Below are 15,958 nucleotides of genomic sequence, written 5' to 3' on the forward strand. Positions count from 1 at the left end.
TATGACGAGTCCCGAGGCACGCGAAGAGGCGGTGCTCGAGGCGGTCCGGCAGCGCCGCGAGCTGGTCAACGACGCGATTCCCGAGGAGCTACCGATCCAGCGGCCCGAACGGCTCTACGAGGCATCCAGATACCTGCTGGACGCGGGCGGCAAGCGGCTCCGCCCGACCGTCCTCCTGACGACGGCGGAGGCGCTGACCGACACCGAGCCGCTCTCGGCGGAGTACCGGTCGTTCCCTCCGCTCGACGAGAGCGGTCCGGTCGACATGATGGCCGCCGCAGTCAGCGTCGAGGTCATCCAGTCGTTCACCCTGATCCACGACGACATCATGGACGACGACGACCTTCGCCGCGGCGTCCCAGCTGTTCACAAGGCGTACGACCTCGAGACGGCCATTCTCGCTGGAGATACGCTCTACTCGAAGGCCTTCGAGATCATGCTCGAGACGGGAGCGAAGTCCGACCGCATCGTCGATGCGCTCTCCGTCCTCGCCACCACCTGCACGGACATCTGCGAGGGCCAGTCGCTGGACGTCACCTTCGAGCAGCGCACCGACGTCACCCCCGACGAGTACCTGGAGATGGTCGAACAGAAGACGGCCGTTTTGTACGCGGCTTCGGCCTGTCTTCCGGCAATCTTGCTCGGGGCCGACGACGAAACGATCGACGAACTCTACGGCTACGGACTCGACATCGGCCGCGCATTCCAGATTCAGGACGACGTGCTCGATCTGACGGTCCCCAGCGAGGAACTCGGCAAACAGCGAGGGAGCGACCTCGTCGAGAACAAACAGACGTTGATCACCGTCCACGCTCGCAAGCAGGGCGTCGACATCGACGGACTGGTCGACACCGATGACGTCGACGCGGTCACGGAGGCCGAGATCGACGAGGCGGTCGCCGAACTCGAGGCGGCAGGCTCGATCGCTTACGCGAACGAAACCGCCCAAGAACTGGTCGAGCGGGGGAAGGATCGACTCGAGGTCGTGCCGGACAATGAGGCCCGTGAACTCCTCTGTGAAATCGCCCATTATCTGATCGAACGCGGCTACTGAACGAAGCCGCGGCCCTGTTTCGCGGATTTTCTGCGTACTCATCGCTCGAGTCGTGTTTCGTGCGCTTCCCGCTCGAGCCGGGCGGAACGGGTCCGTTCTCGGCCGAACTCAGTGTTCGATATCGTCCGGGTCTTTTTGCGGGTCCCACACCGAGCGGAGGACATGACTGTCGACGCCCCCGACGTAACTACCGGACCCTCCTCTCGACGACGGTTTCTCGGCGCGGCCGCGACCGTCGGCACGACCGCAGTCGCTGGCTGTGTCGGATCGCTACTCGATACGTCCGATTCGAACGAGATCGAACCCGAAGAGCCCAGCGAGCCCCGAAAGGGGACGCCCGGCGAGTTCTACACGCTCGTCGAGCGAAACGACATCCCGGTCGAATCGCTCCGGTGGGACGGCTCGGATCTGGTCCTCCGATATGACTCGAGTGCCTCGACCGAATCGGAATCGACGACGGAGATCGAGGTCATCACGACCGTCTACAACGAGAACCTCGTGAAAAACGACGCCGAGGTCGACATGCTCTACGCGGAGGTCACGGAGCCGTTCGACGGGCAGGCCTACGGCTGGGGCGTCAAGACCGAGTGGTGCAAGCAGTATAATGCGGCCGTCGCCGACAGCGAGGGCGGCGACAACGAGACCGGCAGTGATGACGATGGGTCGACCGATTCGGAGGGCGACACCGAGGAGTCCGACGGCTCCAACGAAACCGAAAGCGACGGTAACAGTACCGACACAACTGATAGTGACGGTAACAGTACCGACACAACTGATAGTGACGGTAACAGTACCGACACAACTGATAGTGACGGTAACAGTACCGACACAACTGATAGTGACGCCAGCGGTACCGAGGATGGCACGTCCTCGGTGAGCCGGGCCGCGATGGTCCTCATGAGCAACGTCCTCAACACGCGGGTGTACGAGGACGACGTCGAGAACTGAGCCGAAACCGGATCGGCGGCCCACGAATGCCGGATCCGAAGACCTGACCGGACCGAACCGGACGAGACGGCGAATCGCGAAGGTTTTGGGACGGGCGCGACTACCGCCCGGTAATGAACGACGAGTTACGCGAGCGCGTCGAACGCGAGGTCGAAAAACACGCGCTGTTGAACGCCGTCAAACACGAGAGCGACGCCGACGTCGGTGCCATCATGGGGCCGCTGATGGGCGACAACCCCGAGTTTCGCGAGCACGGCGACGAGATTCCGGGCATCGCCGGCGGCGTCGTGGGTCGAATGAACGACCTCGACTACGAGGACAAACGCGAACGGCTCGAGGAACTCGCACCCGAGGAACTCGCCGAAATCGAGGCCGAGGAGGAGGAAGACGAACACGACCTGCCGGAGCTGCCGAAGGCGGACGACGACGAGATCCGGATGCGGTGTGCACCGAATCCGAACGGCCCGTGGCACGTCGGCCACGCCCGGATGCCCGCCGTCATCGGCACCTACCGCGAGCGCTACGACGGCTGGTTCTGCGTGCGCTTCGACGACACCGATCCCGAGACCAAGCGGCCGGATCTCGAGGCTTACGACGCGATCCTCGAGGACCTCGACTACCTCGGCTTCGAGCCGGACGCGACCTACAGGGCGAGCGACCGCCTCGAGACTTACTACGACCACGCCCGCGACCTGATCGAGATGGGCGGGGCCTACACCTGCTCGTGTTCGGGCGAGGCGTTCTCGGACCTGAAGAACTCGGCCGAAGCCTGTCCCCACCGCGACAAGGACGCTGAAACAGTCCTCGAGGAGTTCGAGGCCATGCTCGAAGGCGAGTACAGCAGCGGCGAGATGGTCCTGCGGGTCAAGACCGACATCGAACACAAGAACCCGGCGCTGCGCGATTGGGTCGCCTTCCGGATGATCGACACGCCACACCCCCGCGAGGAGGCCAGCGACTACCGCTGCTGGCCGATGCTCGACTTCCAGTCGGGGGTCGACGACCACCTGCTCGAGATCACGCACATCATCCGCGGGATCGACCTGCAGGATTCGGCCAAACGACAGCAGTTCGTCTACGACTACTTCGGCTGGGATTACCCCGAGGTCATCCACTGGGGCCACGTCCAACTCGACGACTACGACGTGAAGATGAGCACGTCGACGATTTCGGCGCTGATCGACGATGACGAACTCGACGGCTGGGACGACCCGCGTGCGCCGACGCTGCAGAGCCTTCGCCGGCGCGGCATCCGCGGCGAAGCCATCGTCGAGGCGATGACCGGGCTCGGCACCTCGACCACCGATGTCGATCTCGCGATGAGTTCGATCTACGCAAACAACCGCGACCTGATCGACGAGGAGACCGACCGCCGATTCCTCGTTCGCGACGGCAACCAGATCCCCCTCGGCGGGAGCCCGCCCGAGGTGGGGACGCCGCCGCTCCATCCCAACCACGAGGAGCGCGGCGTTCGCGAGATCCCCGTCGGCGATTCGGTCATGCTCGAGCCCGACGACCTCCCCGGGCGCGAGGAGCGCATCTGGCTCAAGGGGCTGGGATGTTTCCAGTTCACCCGCGACGTCCTCCAGTATACGGGCGAGGACATCGAGGTCGTCCGCGAGGGCGACGTGGACGTCGTCCACTGGGTGCCGGCCGACGAGCGCGTCCCCGTCCGCATGCGGACGATGGAGGGCGACGTTCGGGGGCACGCGGAACCGGGCGTCGGCGATCTCGAGAGCGACGAGATGGTGCAGTTCGAACGGGTTGGGTTCGCGAGAATTGATCGGCACGACGAGGAGGACGAGGAGACGGTCGCGTACTACGCGCATCCCTGAACGGGTCCGTCGCTCGTCGAGCGACCGCCCCCGAACCGATCGGTTCCCGTTTTGGTGCTCTCACATCGAAAGTCGGCGGATTACCCTTCCTCGAGCAGATCGTCGCCCCGCTCGGGATCCGGATCGGCCACGACGCCGTCCTGACGCCCCAGCACGCGAGCGTGGGCGGCGCAGACGAGTCGGTTCTCGTCCCAGGGGATATGCAACTCGACCGCGGCGGGGCGCTCGCAGTCGGCCTCGGCGCAATTCATCTAGTCGTGTCAACGACACCCACGGCTTCAGTGTTTCCCCGGGATTACAGGAGGAAGACGGCCGCGAGGAATCCGAGCAAGATTGATACCGTCAGCAGGACCTGCACCGCCGTCGACGCGAGGACGCCGATCGTCGTATAGACCGCCGATCGCGTGCTCCCCTCGAGTTCGCCGTTGCGAACGAACTCGAGGACGAAGACGGTGCCGAAGAGGCCGACCAACAGTCCCAGCGGGCCGGTGACGATCATGAGGACGATACCGACGATAGCCGCGGCTGCGGTCGTCAGCCAGGACGCGCCGCCGGCCCGGGCGGCGATCGAGCCGCCGAAGAAATCGACGAGCGTCGTGATAACGGCGATGAAGATGAGGACGGCGAAGGTGAGAACGCTCAGTTCCTCGAGTCCGGCACCCCACCAGTAGACGCCGAGTCCGGCGAGCGAAAGGAGGCCGCTCGGGACCATCGGGACGGCGGCTCCGACGATGGCACCCACGAGCAACGCGACCGCGACGACGGTGACGACGTCGACCATACCGGCGGTGACAACGGACCGCAACAAAGGCGTACTGCCTTCGGTACTGGTATGTCAGTTACTCAAACGATTTCACGGGTCCACGGGGTGCCAGCGGAGTCGGTCGTTGGGAGCCGGTCGTCGGGAGTCGGTTGTGGGCAGACAGCGAACAGTATACGTATCGAGGACCGAACGTGTGGGATATGACCCACCAACGCGGAGCCATCATCGTCGGGGCGTCGTCGGGTATCGGCGAGGCGCTGGCCCGTCGACTCGCTGACGACGGCTACGAGATCGGCATGGCGGCCCGGCGAACGGAACGGATGCAGCGGATCGGCGCGGACCTCCCGACGAAATCGTACGTCGCGACGATGGACGTCACCGCGACCGAGGACGCTCGAGCGGGCTTTTTCGAACTCGCCGAGGCGATGCCGTCGGTCGACCTCGTCGTCATCAGCGCCGGGACCGCGGCCCGCAATCGCGACCTCGAGTGGGAACCCGAGGAGCGAACGATCGACGTCAACGTCCGGGGCTGTACGGCCGTCGCGACGGCCGCGATGGAATACTTCGAGCGCAACCCGGACCACGCGAGCGAGGCGGACGGCCACCTCGTGGGACTTTCCTCAGTCGCGGCTCACGTCGGCAATGACGACGCACCGGCGTACAACGCCTCGAAGGCGTTCGTGTCGACTTACCTCGAGGGGCTGCGGTACCGACAAACCGACCGCGACGCCGACGTGACGATCACGACCATCGAACCGGGGTTCGTCGACACCGAGCTCTCGATGGGCGGGTTCTGGGAGTGTTCGCCCGAGACGGCGGCCGAACAGATCGCTCGAGCGATAGCGAAGAAACGAACCCACGCCTACGTCACTCGGCGCTGGCGAGCTATTGCGTGGGTTCTCGATCTGGCTCCGGAACGGCTGCTTCGACGGCTGTTGTGAGACCGACGCTCGAGGCATTGTGAGTTCGATGCTCGAGGCGCGTTCAGTGTCCCAGTGAATAGACCAGTGGGTTCTGATAGGATTATGGGCGACGAAGCGTCCTGCTATCGTGGCAACAGGGAATCGCCACACCCTCCCCAGCCGATTTCTACTCACGGGCGCTGCGAGGCGGTGAAACCGCCTCGACGGTCGCGGCGCGTAGCGCCGCGCTCTGCCCGTTCGTATGGTTCGCGGAACCTTCGGTTCCGCGCTAACGCTCAGTCACTTCGTTCCTTCGCTCATCCACTGTCAGAGCAAGCTCTGACAAGCCTTCGCTCACGAGTTCGCGAAGACCTCGCACGGCTTCGAGCCGCGGTTCACAGTGGTTCGCGGTTCCCTGCGGTCACTGCTCACACCATCGAGGCCCTCACTTCGTTCAGGCCTCGCAGTTCACCGCGGCACAGCGTGCGCCACCGCATGGCAGTTGATCAGTTTGGTGCGATACGACGGTACGGTATATTGAGCGTCTCCCCTCCGTTTCTCTCATCGATCGCAGCGGGATCGAAATCACGCATCGTCAAATCGCTCCCGAACCTCGAGCGCCGCGTCCGTCCCGTACTGATCGACGAGCGGACGGAACGCGTCGCCGAGCGCCCGCATACACTGTCCCGAGGAGTGGTACTCGAGCCGTTCGGCGATGCTCTCCGCGTCCCGTCCCTGGAGGACGCGCGAGACGAGCAGTCGTTCCTCGCGACCGGTCAGGTCGACGGTAGCGGGGTCGTCGACGAAATACCGCACGACGAGGCGTCTGAACGGGCCGGGATCGACGTCGAACAGGCCCGGTCCGTAGGCGGCACCCGCGACGACGCGCCACTCGTGGTCGGTCAGCGCGAGCGGCGGTCCGGCGTCGTCGACGCTTCCGAGCACCGCGCGGGCGATATCGGGCTCGAGGTCCTCGAGTGCGTCCGAACTGAGCGCAGCGAACCGCCGGACGAACCAGTCAGCGTGGCGGTCGCGTAACGCCCGGCCCGCGTCGCTGGTCGGCGCGAGCATGAGCACGGAGTACTCGCCGCTGGCGGCGTTGCGCGTCGTGGAGACGTGGACCGTCCGGTAGCCGTTCTCGCGCCAGAACTCGAGGAGGCCGGGGGTCGCGCCGAAGCCGGTCCCGAGCCAGTCGATTGCGGCGTCGTCGCCACCCTCGCTGCGATCTCGACCGTCGTTCTCAGCGCTTTCGGTAAACTCCTCGCGAACGCGCTCGAGCAACCGTGAGCCGAGCCCCCGCGAGCGCGCTGTGTGGTGGGTCGCGATGCGGACGATGCGGAGTCCCGCCGGCTCGCTCGCCGCCTCGTCCCGAAGCTGACTCGTCAGGATGTCGGGCAGCATGTTTCCGCGGACGCGGCCGCCCTCGTACATCATCGCGCGGGTCTCCGCCGGAAGGTCCCCCTCGCGTGCGAGCAGCGCGACGCTGACGACGCGACCGTCGTGGGTGAGCGCGCGGGCCTCGAGGTTCGGCGCGTCGAGCAATCGAGCGAGGTCGTTCGGCTCGGTCCGGTAGTGTGCGAGGACGAGCAGCCCGAAGGCTTCCCGAAGCAGGCGTTCGTCCGCGAGCAGGTTCTCGGGCTCGAGTCGCCGGTAGTCGACGGTCTCGGGTGCGGCGTCGGCCACGAGCGGCTCGACCGGTGGGCGGGCGTCGAGCAACAGCGCACGGAAGGCCCACACCTCGATCGGATCGCCCGCCGCGTACCGGATGGGTTCCACGAGCGTGCAGTCGGTAACGGCGTGGTCGCTCTCGGCGAGCCGATCCCGGAATCGGACCGAGAACCCCCGACCGGCTCCCTCGTAGCCGTGAATCGTCGTGGCGAACGCGATGCGATCGGCCGTCAGTAGCGACTCGAGGGTGGCGACCGGGAGCGCAGCGGCTTCGTCGACGACGACGACGTCCGCCGACTCGAGTTCCGCGATCGCGTCGGGGGGCTCGCGGAATTCGACCGAGCCACCGACACCCGTCTCGATTCGGCGAGGTTCAACGGTCGTGGTATCGTCCTCGAGGCGTTCGCAGAGTTCGCCCGCTCGGTCGAACAGTTCCGACGTGTTACGCGCTGCGGGAGCGGTTACCAGGACGTCCTCGCCGGCGATAGCAAATGCGCCCGCGGCCAAGCCCGCCGCGCTGGACTTGCCGCGGCCGCGGTCGGCCTCGAGGACGACGGCCTGCCCCCGTTCGAACAGCGACTCGAACGCGGCGACGGCATGGGCCTGATCCGCCGTGAGACAGGCCTCGTAGGCGGCAGCCGGAAACCGGTGGTCCGGAGGCGTAGTCGGCGTCTTCGGTGCCAGCCGCGGGGCCGGGTCGGTCAATCCGTCGACCTCGAGCCGATCACTATCAAGGTCGACGATGGCGATCCCGCGGTGTTCCCGCAGCGTCTCGACGAGACGGCGTCTGAACCGACCGGTAACGTCGTCCAGTTCGAACGGCGGGACGGCGAGGGAAGCGTCGAATCCGTCGCGGCGGTCCGGCCACGCCTCGAGCGGCGGGGTGAGCAAGAAAAGAAGTCCCCCGCCGTCGACCGCGCCGACGACTTTCCCGAGCGCGTTCGGCTGAAGTTCCTCGTGAGCGTCGATAGCGATTACGTCCCGCGTGGTCCCGAGGAGGTCACCCGCGTTGACTTGCGGAATCCGTTCGCAGCGAAGTCGGTCGTCGGGACCGACGAGCGTCGTCTCGGTGATCCCGACCGGGAGCGTATCGAGGATCGACTCGAGCGCGTCGTACCCCCGCTCGCGATCGCCCGCGAGCACCAGCAGCCGTCGTTCGTTCGCCCGTGTCGCCTCCTCGGCGAGCGACTCGGCGAGTCCGACGAGATCGACGTTCATGCGTTCGGCTTGGTGCCTCGGGAGTAATAGGCTCCGACCCGGGACGGCCAGCCGTGTGGTTGTCAGTTTAGATTGATGTACGGACGTTTGCAGTGGAGGATTCACGAGGTCGAACGATCCGTGCGGTGGCGTCCCACAGCCTCACGTGTTTGAACACGCTTTTAAGGGGGGCAGCGCTATTCGAGTGTACACCCTACGCGGGGTTGATGATGCTCCTAGCTTCACAGGACTTCCGCCGGGATCCGCCCGGCACGGGTACCCAGTGCCCGGACGGCAGGGGAGCGCGAGCCCACGTGTAGGAGAGGTGAACAACCAATGTCAGTTTACGTAACTACGGACATCCCAGCCGACCTCGCCGACGACGCCCTTGAGGCGCTCGAGGTCGCACGAGACACCGGTCGAGTAAAGAAAGGAACGAACGAAACGACGAAGGCGATCGAGCGCGGCAACGCCGAGCTCGTCTACGTCGCCGAAGACGTCTCCCCCGAGGAGATCGTCATGCATCTCCCTGAACTCGCAGACGAGAAGGGTATTCCTGTCGTCTTTATCGAGACGCAGGACGACGTCGGCCACGCCGCCGGCCTCGAGGTCGGCTCGGCCGCCGCGGCGATCGTCGACGCCGGCGAAGCCGAAGACGACGTCGAGGACATCGCCGACAAGGTCGAGGACCTCGACTGAGGTGATCAGAGATGAGCGCTGAAGAGGAAGAAAGCGGCTCTACGCCCGCCGAGGTCATCGAGGTCGTCGGTAAGACCGGCATGCACGGCGAAGCCATGCAGGTCAAGTGCCGGATCAAGGAGGGCGAGAATCAGGGACGAATCATCACCCGAAACTGCCTCGGGCCGGTCCGCGAAGGGGACGTACTCCAGCTTCGCGAGACCGCTCGTGAGGCGGACTCCATCGGAGGACAATAACCAATGGTCGAGAAACGTACCTGCGACTACACTGGCGAAGAGATCGAACCCGGCACGGGCATTATGTACGTCCAGACGAACGGTACCGTGCTCCACTTCGTCGACTCCAAGGCGGAGAAAAACTTCAAGCTCGGGCGCGAACCGCGCGACCTCGAGTGGACCGAAGACGGTCGTCGCGGCAAGGGTCCCACGCAGGAAGACGCACCTGCCGACGAGGAGGCCGAGCAGGTTCCAGCCGACGAAGACGAGGACCTCGAGACGGAAGCCGACGACGAAGCGGCGGCGGACGTGCCCGCTGGGGACGAAGCCGACGACGAAACCGAGGAGACCGACGCCGAAGCCGAGGAAACCGACGCTGAAGAGACCGAGGCCGAGGAAGCATGAGCGATCACGAGCGTACGTTCGTGATGGTCAAGCCCGACGCGTTCGCACGCGGACTCGTGGGAACTGTCGTCTCTCGACTCGAGGACCGCGGGCTCAAGCTCGTCGGTATCAAAGTCGAAACGATGCCCCGCGAGCGGGCGGAAGAACACTACGGCGAACACGAGGACAAGCCGTTCTACGACGACCTCGTCGACTTCATCACCTCGGGGCCGGTCGTCCCGATGGTCTGGGAGGGACAGGACGCGACTCGACAGGTCCGCCAGATGATCGGTGAGACCGATCCGCTCGAGGCCGCTCCTGGAACGATTCGAGGCGACTACGCGCTCGATCTCGGTCGGAACGTCGTTCACGCCGCAGACCACGAGGACGAGGGTGCGAACGAGCGCGAAATCGGGATCCACTTCGACGACGACGAGTTGATCGACTACGATCAACACGACGCCGAGTGGCTCTACGAGTAACCGGTCTCGATCGGTCGACGAGTCCTGATCGTGTCGGTCCGCTCAACTGAATGTGCTCCGACCGATCGGTGACTGCCATCGTTCGGTGACGGTCGAAACGTGTATCAGCAGATCCCGTTCCGTCATCATTCCTATTATCCTATTATGAAAAAATGATGTATTTAATACATCTATTTTTCTAGGTAGACGTAACATCTAATGTGTCGGCTGTAGTAGAGGCCCATGGTGGTTTCGAATGGTAACACACGGTAGGTGGTTCGTGGATGCGTGAAACGAAGGGAGAGGCGACAGCAATGGCGCCGGACGCGACACCGTCGCTGGATCTCGTTTTCGATCTCCTCTCCGACAGCCGACGGCGATACGCGCTGTACTATCTGAACGATCAGCCGGACGGCGTCGCGACGATCGAAAAGCTCACGAAGAACGTTATCGCCCTCGAACGATCGACTGGCACCGACGAGGAGATGACGGCTAAGACGGGGACGGTATCCGGTCACGATCCGGAGGACGGCTCGGCGGACCAACGAGCGAGCGTGCGAATGGAACTCCAGCACATCCACCTTCCGAAACTCGAGGATGCGGGAATCCTAGAGCACGATACACGGAGCGAGACGGTACGTTACTGGAGCCAGCCGTCGGTCGAGGAGTGGCTCGAGCATGCAGAGCACAAGGAAACGGCGTAGTCGCGGGGATACCGAACTGACCGGCAGCCACGAACGACAACTGGGGGAGTGGGCAGCCACCGATCGCTGAAAGCTTTAATAACCCATTCGTTGTGAATCGACTGAGGTGTCGGTAAATCGCACGACGCAGAGGCCGTCGGTCGATGAGGTGTGATATCGTCTCACTCCTCAAAACTTAACAGGCGAGATACCGATACAAAACGTGAGGTGCATACTATGGCTGATCACGAACTTCCACCGCTTCCGTACGATTACGACGCACTCGAACCGGCACTGTCCGAACAGGTACTGACCTGGCATCACGACACCCACCATCAGGGCTACGTAAACGGCCTGAACTCCGCCGAGGAGACCCTCGCGGAAAACCGCGAAGAGGGCGACTTCGGCTCCACGCCTGGAGCCCTCAAGAACGTCACCCACAACGGCTGTGGACACTATCTCCACACGCTGTTCTGGGAGAACATGTCCCCGAACGGCGGCGGCGAGCCGGAGGGTGACCTCGCCGACCGCATCGAGGAGGACTTCGGTTCCTACGAGGGCTGGAAGGGCGAGTTCGAGGCCGCCGCCGGTGCCGCCGGTGGCTGGGCACTGCTCGTGTACGACCCGGTTTCCAAGCAGCTTCGCAACGTCGCGGTCGACAAGCACGACCAGGGTGCACTCTGGGGCTCTCACCCCATCCTCGCGCTGGACGTCTGGGAACACTCCTACTACTACGACTACGGACCGGACCGCGGAGACTTCATCGACGCCTTCTTCGACGTCGTCAACTGGGAGAAGGCCGAAGAGGAGTACCAGACCTGTCTCGGCCACTTCGAGTAGGGCAGTCGGCCAGAAGACGAGCCAGTCAACCCGGAATTTTCTCGGTGAACAGTGACCGACAGCGGTCGCTCTCCGTCGAGCAGCTCGTTCGAGTCCCGCAGCCCGTCAGATTCTCGCGACCGCCTGCCCCGCACGTCCTGTGAGTGACTACCATCGTTTAACTTCGTGCGGGACGATCTCACATCCCACATGGTCGCCGAGGATCGCAGCATCGGTACGACGGTCGAGGATCGAGACCGAAAGCGATGGGGATCGGCGCTCGAGACGGAACGAGAACCCGAAACGGCCCTCGCGGCCGACCTTCGGGCCGCCTGCGACGGCGACGTGCGATTCGACGAGTACACGCGTGTCCTCTACGCGACGGACGGCAGCATCTACGGCGCACAGCCCGCGGGCGTCGTCTTCCCGCGAGACACTGCCGACGTTCGCGCAGCGATGCGTGTTGCGGCCGACCACGACGCGCCAGTTCTGCCGCGCGGAGCCGGCTCGTCGCTCGCGGGGCAGGCCGTCGGCCCGGGCTGTGTCGTCCTCGATCTGTCGCGACACATGGACGACGTCCGGCGTATCGACCCTGACGAGCGGACCGCCGTCGTCCAGCCCGGCGTCGTACAGGACGATCTCGACGCCGCGCTCGAGCCCCACGGCCTCAAATTCCCTCCGGATCCGGCCTCCTCGAACCGGGCCACGATCGGCGGCGGGATCGGAAACAACTCGACGGGCGCACACTCGGTGCGCTACGGTATCACGGACGCCTCCGTCGAGGAGTGCGAAGTCGTCCTCGCCGACGGCTCCCTGATCCGGACTCGAGACGTCGTCCTCGACGGACCGAAGTGGGAGCGAATCGTCTCGAAAGACGACCGCGAGGCCGCGATCTACCGGACGGTACGAGCGCTCGTCGAGGACAACGCGGAGGAGATCGAGGCGCGGTATCCGAAGCTCAAACGCAGCGTCAGCGGGTACAATTTGCAGAAAGTGATCCGCACCGAACCGGCGGGCGAGGCGGCCGTCGACGCCTCGGAAACCGGAGCGAGCGACGCCCGCGAGGGGAGCGACAGGATCATCAACCTCTCTAAACTGCTCGTGGGGGCCGAAGGGACGCTCGGCGTCGTCGTCGAAGCGACGCTGTCGCTGGTGACCCGACCGGATGAGACCGCGCTCACCGTCTGCTGTTACGACGATCTGCTCGAGGCGCTGGCTGCCGTTCCCGAAGCCCTCGAACGTCGGGCCAGCGCGGTGGAACTGATGGACCGGGAGGTGTTCCGGCTGGCCGCCGAGTCGGCGGAGTACGCAGAGTACGCCGAACCGATTCCCCAGGGGACCGAAGCGGCGCTGATGCTCGAGTTCGACTCCGAGGTCGTCGACGACCTCCCGAAAGCGATCGCTGGAGCGACGACCCGGCTTGTGAACGACGGAGCGGCGTTCGACTCGCTCGAGGCGTTTGCCCCCGCGGAGCAGGACCGACTCTGGAAGCTTCGGAAGGCCGCGATTCCGCTGTTGATGAGCATGGAGGGCGATCCGAAGCCGTACCCCTTCGTCGAGGACGCGTCCGTCCCGCCCGAGGAACTCGCCGAGTACGTCGCGGGATTTCAGGAGATCCTCGAGGCCCACGACACCACGGCGGCGTACTTCGCACACGCGGGAGTCGGCACGCTCCACATCCGGCCGGTCCTGAACCTCAAGGAGGGAAGCGACGTCGAGAAGATGCGCGCGATCGCCGACGACGTCACCGACCTCGTCTCCGAGCACAACGGTTCCTTTTCCGGGGAGCACGGCGACGGCCTCGCGCGGACGGAGTTCAACCCGAAGCTGTACGGCCCCGACCTCTGGACTGCCTTTCAGGACCTCAAGGCTGCCTTCGACCCGGACTGGCGAATGAACCCCGGCAAGGTCGTCTACCGGGAAGAGGATCCGACGGACATCCGCGAACACCTGCGATACGGCCCGGACTACGCCTCTCTCGAGCCGCGGACGACCCTCGACTTCGACGACGAAGGCGGCTTCTCGCACCTCGTCGAACTCTGTAACGGCTGTGGCACCTGCCGGCAGACCGACGGCGACGTGATGTGTCCCACGTATCGGGCGACCGAGGAGGAGATCGCGACGACGCGCGGGCGGGCCAACCTGCTCCGGGCGGCCATCAGCGGCGAGATCGAGCCAGAGGAGCTGTACGGCGAGCGGTTCCAGGAGGAGGTGCTCGACCTCTGTATCGGCTGCAAGGGATGTCAGAGCGACTGTCCCACGGGTGTCGACCTCGCGAAGCTCAAGGCCGAAGTTAAACACCAGTACCACGACCGCGAGGGGACGAGCCACCGGGAGCGGCTGTTCGCGGATATCGACCGGCTGGCAGCGCTGGGGAGTACATTCGCGCCGCTGGCGAACCGCGCCACGAAACTGCCGGGTGCGCGGACGATACTCGAGAAGACGGCCAGGATCGCAGCCGACCGGACGCTACCGACGTTTCAGCGGGAGTCGCTGGTCGACTGGTTCGCGAAGCGAGGCCCCCGCGTCGATTCCGAGTCGGCTACTGCGGGCGTCGTCCTCTTCCCCGACACGGACACCAACTACTCCAATCCGGCGCTCGGGAAGGCCGCCGTCGAGGTGCTGGAAGCCGCGAACATCCGCGTCGCGATTCCCGATCTCGGGCCGACTGGGCGCGCGGCGTACTCCACGGGGATGCTCGACGTCGCCGCGGAACAGGGTGAGACGCTACTCGAGGACCTCGAGCCCTATCTCGAGCGCGGCTGGTCGGTGCTGTTCGTCGAACCCTCCGACGCCGCGATGGTCGTCGACGAGTACCGCTCGCTGCTCGCGGATGACCGGGTCGATACGCTCGCGGCGAACGCCTTCGGCGTCTGCGAGTACCTCGATCGGAACCGGCTGGACGAGGAGTTGTCGTTCGACCAGGCCGAGACTACAGCGGCGCAGTTGACGTTCCACGGCCACTGCCACCAGAAGGCTCGTGGCGCGGACCACCACGCTGTCGGTGTGCTTCGGCGCGCGGGCTACGCCGTCGATCCCGTCGACTCCGGCTGCTGTGGTATGGCCGGCAGTTTCGGCTACGAAGCCGAACACTACGACCTCTCGAAGGCGATCGGCTCGTTACTGCGGGACCAACTCGAGGAGAGTCGGGACCGCGGCTCTACGCGCGATGGGGCAGAGACGGGCGAACGCGGCGGAACGACGGTCGTGGCTCCCGGAACCTCCTGCCGGACGCAGATCGGCGACTTCGAGGGGTACGATCGGCCGGCACATCCCGTCGAACTGCTCGCTCGCGCCCTTTGACCGGAACGCCATTTGACTGGAACGATCGATCGGACACGTTAGAATCACAAGGTATTTGATCGGATCTTCGTTTCGTACCGTCATGATCGGCGCTGCGCTCCAGCGGTTCGCGATACTGGTGATGCTGATGGGCGGCATTTTCGAGCTCAGCGTCGACGGAACCGGCGGTGCGATCATGGTCTTCGCGTTGCTCGTCGGCGCGGTCGGACTCGTTCTCGAACTTCGGCCGGAGCTGACCGACGCGTAGCAGTTCCGGCGAACTCGACTAGTGAACCGTCTCGAGCCCGAACTGCCGATCCACGGCCGCGCGAACTCGCTCGAGCACTCTCGGATCGTCGCTGGGTCGACCGACGCTGACCGCGTCGGCACCGTACTCGACGTACTCGCGGACGGTCTCGTCGTCGCGGACGCCGTTGTTGGCGATTACGAACAGGTCGGTCGCGTCGACCACGTCGGCGATTACCGATTCGCTGTCCATCGCGTCGACGTGGACGAAGTCGGCCCCCGCATGCTCGAGGTCTCGAGCCAGTGCCGGCAGGTCGACGCCGGGAACCTCGGCGCGGACTTTCACGCCGACGGTCACGCCCGTCTCGGTCGCTCGGTCGACGTATCTCGCGAGCCGGTCGCCGTCCCGCAGGAGCGTCTCGCCGCAGCCGACGGCGCAGAGTTCGTCCTGTCGGCAGTGAGCGTTGATCTCGAGGAAGGCGTCCCGGTCCCGGCAGACGCGAGCGGCCGCCGCGATCGGCTCGGCGGTCGCACTCCGGACGTTGAACGCCGGCTGGATCGGAACGTCGGCCAGCGCCTCGAGTTCGCGGTCGATGAACGCCAGCGGATCGTCCGGCAGGAACTCGTTCCGATCCCGGTCGACGAGGTCGCGCGCGGCCGCTCTCGAGTCGGCGTCGAGAGCGATCCCGCCGAGGAACGCGGCACCCGCGTCCGCCGCACCGGCCCGCGCCCAGTCGGCGTCGGCCTCACCGCTGAGGCTCGCGAGCGCGAGCGGCGGCGCGAACGAGGCATGTCCGGTCAT

At 65.2% G+C, this 15,958-nt stretch carries 16 protein-coding genes; 12 read left to right on the top strand and 4 right to left on the bottom strand.

The annotated features are described in order from the left end of the window. Position 1 precedes the first annotated feature (1 nt). The 3 genes from LDH74_RS07350 to LDH74_RS07360 all read left to right on the top strand — a co-directional run bounded on the left by LDH74_RS07350 (position 2) and on the right by LDH74_RS07360 (position 3,837). Complete coding sequence (locus LDH74_RS07350; protein WP_226041865.1) at positions 2-1,054, top strand: polyprenyl synthetase family protein; 1,053 nt, start codon at positions 2-4, stop codon at positions 1,052-1,054. Between the two features lie 162 nt (positions 1,055-1,216). After that, entirely contained in the window at positions 1,217-2,002 is a 786-nt protein-coding gene (locus LDH74_RS07355) for a twin-arginine translocation signal domain-containing protein (protein WP_226041866.1), read from the top strand. A 113-nt stretch (positions 2,003-2,115) separates the two neighbouring features. Continuing rightward, complete coding sequence (locus tag LDH74_RS07360) at positions 2,116-3,837, top strand: glutamate--tRNA ligase (protein WP_226041867.1); 1,722 nt, start codon at positions 2,116-2,118, stop codon at positions 3,835-3,837. Positions 3,838-3,917: 80 nt separating this feature from the next. Here LDH74_RS07360 and LDH74_RS07365 read toward each other — a convergent pair whose 3' ends face one another. Together LDH74_RS07365 and LDH74_RS07370 are read right to left on the bottom strand one after the other, a co-directional pair. Beyond that, complete coding sequence (locus tag LDH74_RS07365) at positions 3,918-4,088, bottom strand: hypothetical protein (RefSeq protein ID WP_226041868.1); 171 nt, start codon at positions 4,086-4,088, stop codon at positions 3,918-3,920. A gap of 44 nt (positions 4,089-4,132) precedes the next feature. Next, entirely contained in the window at positions 4,133-4,618 is a 486-nt protein-coding gene (locus LDH74_RS07370) for a DUF456 domain-containing protein (RefSeq protein ID WP_226041869.1), read from the bottom strand. Positions 4,619-4,800: 182 nt separating this feature from the next. On the opposite strand from LDH74_RS07370, the gene LDH74_RS07375 reads away from it, so the two are divergent. Further along, complete coding sequence (locus LDH74_RS07375) at positions 4,801-5,541, top strand: SDR family NAD(P)-dependent oxidoreductase (RefSeq protein WP_226041870.1); 741 nt, start codon at positions 4,801-4,803, stop codon at positions 5,539-5,541. A gap of 546 nt (positions 5,542-6,087) precedes the next feature. Here the strand turns inward: LDH74_RS07375 and tmcA are convergent. Beyond that, on the bottom strand, positions 6,088-8,388 hold the full coding sequence (tmcA, locus tag LDH74_RS07380) for a tRNA(Met) cytidine acetyltransferase TmcA (protein WP_226041871.1): 2,301 nt from the start codon (positions 8,386-8,388) through the stop codon (positions 6,088-6,090). A gap of 315 nt (positions 8,389-8,703) precedes the next feature. On the opposite strand from tmcA, the gene rpl7ae reads away from it, so the two are divergent. The 8 genes from rpl7ae (at position 8,704) to LDH74_RS07420 (ending at position 15,178) form a co-directional block, all read left to right on the top strand. Further along, complete coding sequence (gene rpl7ae, locus LDH74_RS07385; protein ID WP_098726850.1) at positions 8,704-9,066, top strand: 50S ribosomal protein L7Ae; 363 nt, start codon at positions 8,704-8,706, stop codon at positions 9,064-9,066. Between the two features lie 11 nt (positions 9,067-9,077). Continuing rightward, positions 9,078-9,302 (top strand): 30S ribosomal protein S28e, encoded by a 225-nt coding sequence (locus LDH74_RS07390; RefSeq protein WP_006184658.1) that lies wholly within the window; start codon positions 9,078-9,080, stop codon positions 9,300-9,302. A 3-nt stretch (positions 9,303-9,305) separates the two neighbouring features. Further along, positions 9,306-9,686 carry a 50S ribosomal protein L24e gene (locus LDH74_RS07395; protein ID WP_226041872.1) on the top strand — a complete coding sequence of 127 codons (381 nt, stop codon included), beginning with the start codon at positions 9,306-9,308 and terminating at the stop codon, positions 9,684-9,686. Continuing rightward, on the top strand, positions 9,683-10,147 hold the full coding sequence (ndk, locus tag LDH74_RS07400; RefSeq protein WP_098726848.1) for a nucleoside-diphosphate kinase: 465 nt from the start codon (positions 9,683-9,685) through the stop codon (positions 10,145-10,147). Before LDH74_RS07395 ends, ndk begins: the two co-directional genes overlap by 4 nt. Positions 10,148-10,410: 263 nt before the next feature. Further along, positions 10,411-10,830 carry a hypothetical protein gene (locus tag LDH74_RS07405; protein WP_226041873.1) on the top strand — a complete coding sequence of 140 codons (420 nt, stop codon included), beginning with the start codon at positions 10,411-10,413 and terminating at the stop codon, positions 10,828-10,830. A gap of 216 nt (positions 10,831-11,046) precedes the next feature. Beyond that, entirely contained in the window at positions 11,047-11,649 is a 603-nt protein-coding gene (gene sod / locus LDH74_RS07410) for a superoxide dismutase (RefSeq protein ID WP_098726846.1), read from the top strand. A gap of 189 nt (positions 11,650-11,838) precedes the next feature. Then, positions 11,839-14,931, top strand: a complete 3,093-nt coding sequence (locus LDH74_RS07415; protein WP_226041874.1) for an FAD-binding and (Fe-S)-binding domain-containing protein — start codon at positions 11,839-11,841, stop codon at positions 14,929-14,931. Between the two features lie 82 nt (positions 14,932-15,013). After that, positions 15,014-15,178, top strand: coding sequence for a hypothetical protein (locus LDH74_RS07420; RefSeq protein WP_226041875.1), 165 nt, complete (start codon positions 15,014-15,016; stop codon positions 15,176-15,178). Between the two features lie 18 nt (positions 15,179-15,196). Here LDH74_RS07420 and LDH74_RS07425 read toward each other — a convergent pair whose 3' ends face one another. Next, complete coding sequence (locus tag LDH74_RS07425; RefSeq protein WP_226041876.1) at positions 15,197-15,958, bottom strand: tRNA-dihydrouridine synthase; 762 nt, start codon at positions 15,956-15,958, stop codon at positions 15,197-15,199.

Origin of the sequence: Natrinema sp. DC36 (genome assembly GCF_020405225.1) — an archaeon.
Classification (GTDB): domain Archaea; phylum Halobacteriota; class Halobacteria; order Halobacteriales; family Natrialbaceae; genus Natrinema.

What these genes read in the sequence shown, in the direction of transcription:
- LDH74_RS07350 (WP_226041865.1), top strand. Translation starts at nt 2, where the DNA reads ATGACGAGTCCCGAGGCACGCGAAGAGGCGGTGCTCGAGGCGGTCCGG.
- LDH74_RS07355 (WP_226041866.1), top strand. Translation starts at nt 1,217, where the DNA reads ATGACTGTCGACGCCCCCGACGTAACTACCGGACCCTCCTCTCGACGA.
- LDH74_RS07360 (WP_226041867.1), top strand. Translation starts at nt 2,116, where the DNA reads ATGAACGACGAGTTACGCGAGCGCGTCGAACGCGAGGTCGAAAAACAC.
- LDH74_RS07365 (WP_226041868.1), bottom strand. Translation starts at nt 4,088, where the DNA reads ATGAATTGCGCCGAGGCCGACTGCGAGCGCCCCGCCGCGGTCGAGTTG.
- LDH74_RS07370 (WP_226041869.1), bottom strand. Translation starts at nt 4,618, where the DNA reads ATGGTCGACGTCGTCACCGTCGTCGCGGTCGCGTTGCTCGTGGGTGCC.
- LDH74_RS07375 (WP_226041870.1), top strand. Translation starts at nt 4,801, where the DNA reads ATGACCCACCAACGCGGAGCCATCATCGTCGGGGCGTCGTCGGGTATC.
- tmcA (WP_226041871.1), bottom strand. Translation starts at nt 8,388, where the DNA reads ATGAACGTCGATCTCGTCGGACTCGCCGAGTCGCTCGCCGAGGAGGCG.
- rpl7ae (WP_098726850.1), top strand. Translation starts at nt 8,704, where the DNA reads ATGTCAGTTTACGTAACTACGGACATCCCAGCCGACCTCGCCGACGAC.
- LDH74_RS07390 (WP_006184658.1), top strand. Translation starts at nt 9,078, where the DNA reads ATGAGCGCTGAAGAGGAAGAAAGCGGCTCTACGCCCGCCGAGGTCATC.
- LDH74_RS07395 (WP_226041872.1), top strand. Translation starts at nt 9,306, where the DNA reads ATGGTCGAGAAACGTACCTGCGACTACACTGGCGAAGAGATCGAACCC.
- ndk (WP_098726848.1), top strand. Translation starts at nt 9,683, where the DNA reads ATGAGCGATCACGAGCGTACGTTCGTGATGGTCAAGCCCGACGCGTTC.
- LDH74_RS07405 (WP_226041873.1), top strand. Translation starts at nt 10,411, where the DNA reads ATGCGTGAAACGAAGGGAGAGGCGACAGCAATGGCGCCGGACGCGACA.
- sod (WP_098726846.1), top strand. Translation starts at nt 11,047, where the DNA reads ATGGCTGATCACGAACTTCCACCGCTTCCGTACGATTACGACGCACTC.
- LDH74_RS07415 (WP_226041874.1), top strand. Translation starts at nt 11,839, where the DNA reads ATGGTCGCCGAGGATCGCAGCATCGGTACGACGGTCGAGGATCGAGAC.
- LDH74_RS07420 (WP_226041875.1), top strand. Translation starts at nt 15,014, where the DNA reads ATGATCGGCGCTGCGCTCCAGCGGTTCGCGATACTGGTGATGCTGATG.
- LDH74_RS07425 (WP_226041876.1), bottom strand. Translation starts at nt 15,958, where the DNA reads ATGACCGGACATGCCTCGTTCGCGCCGCCGCTCGCGCTCGCGAGCCTC.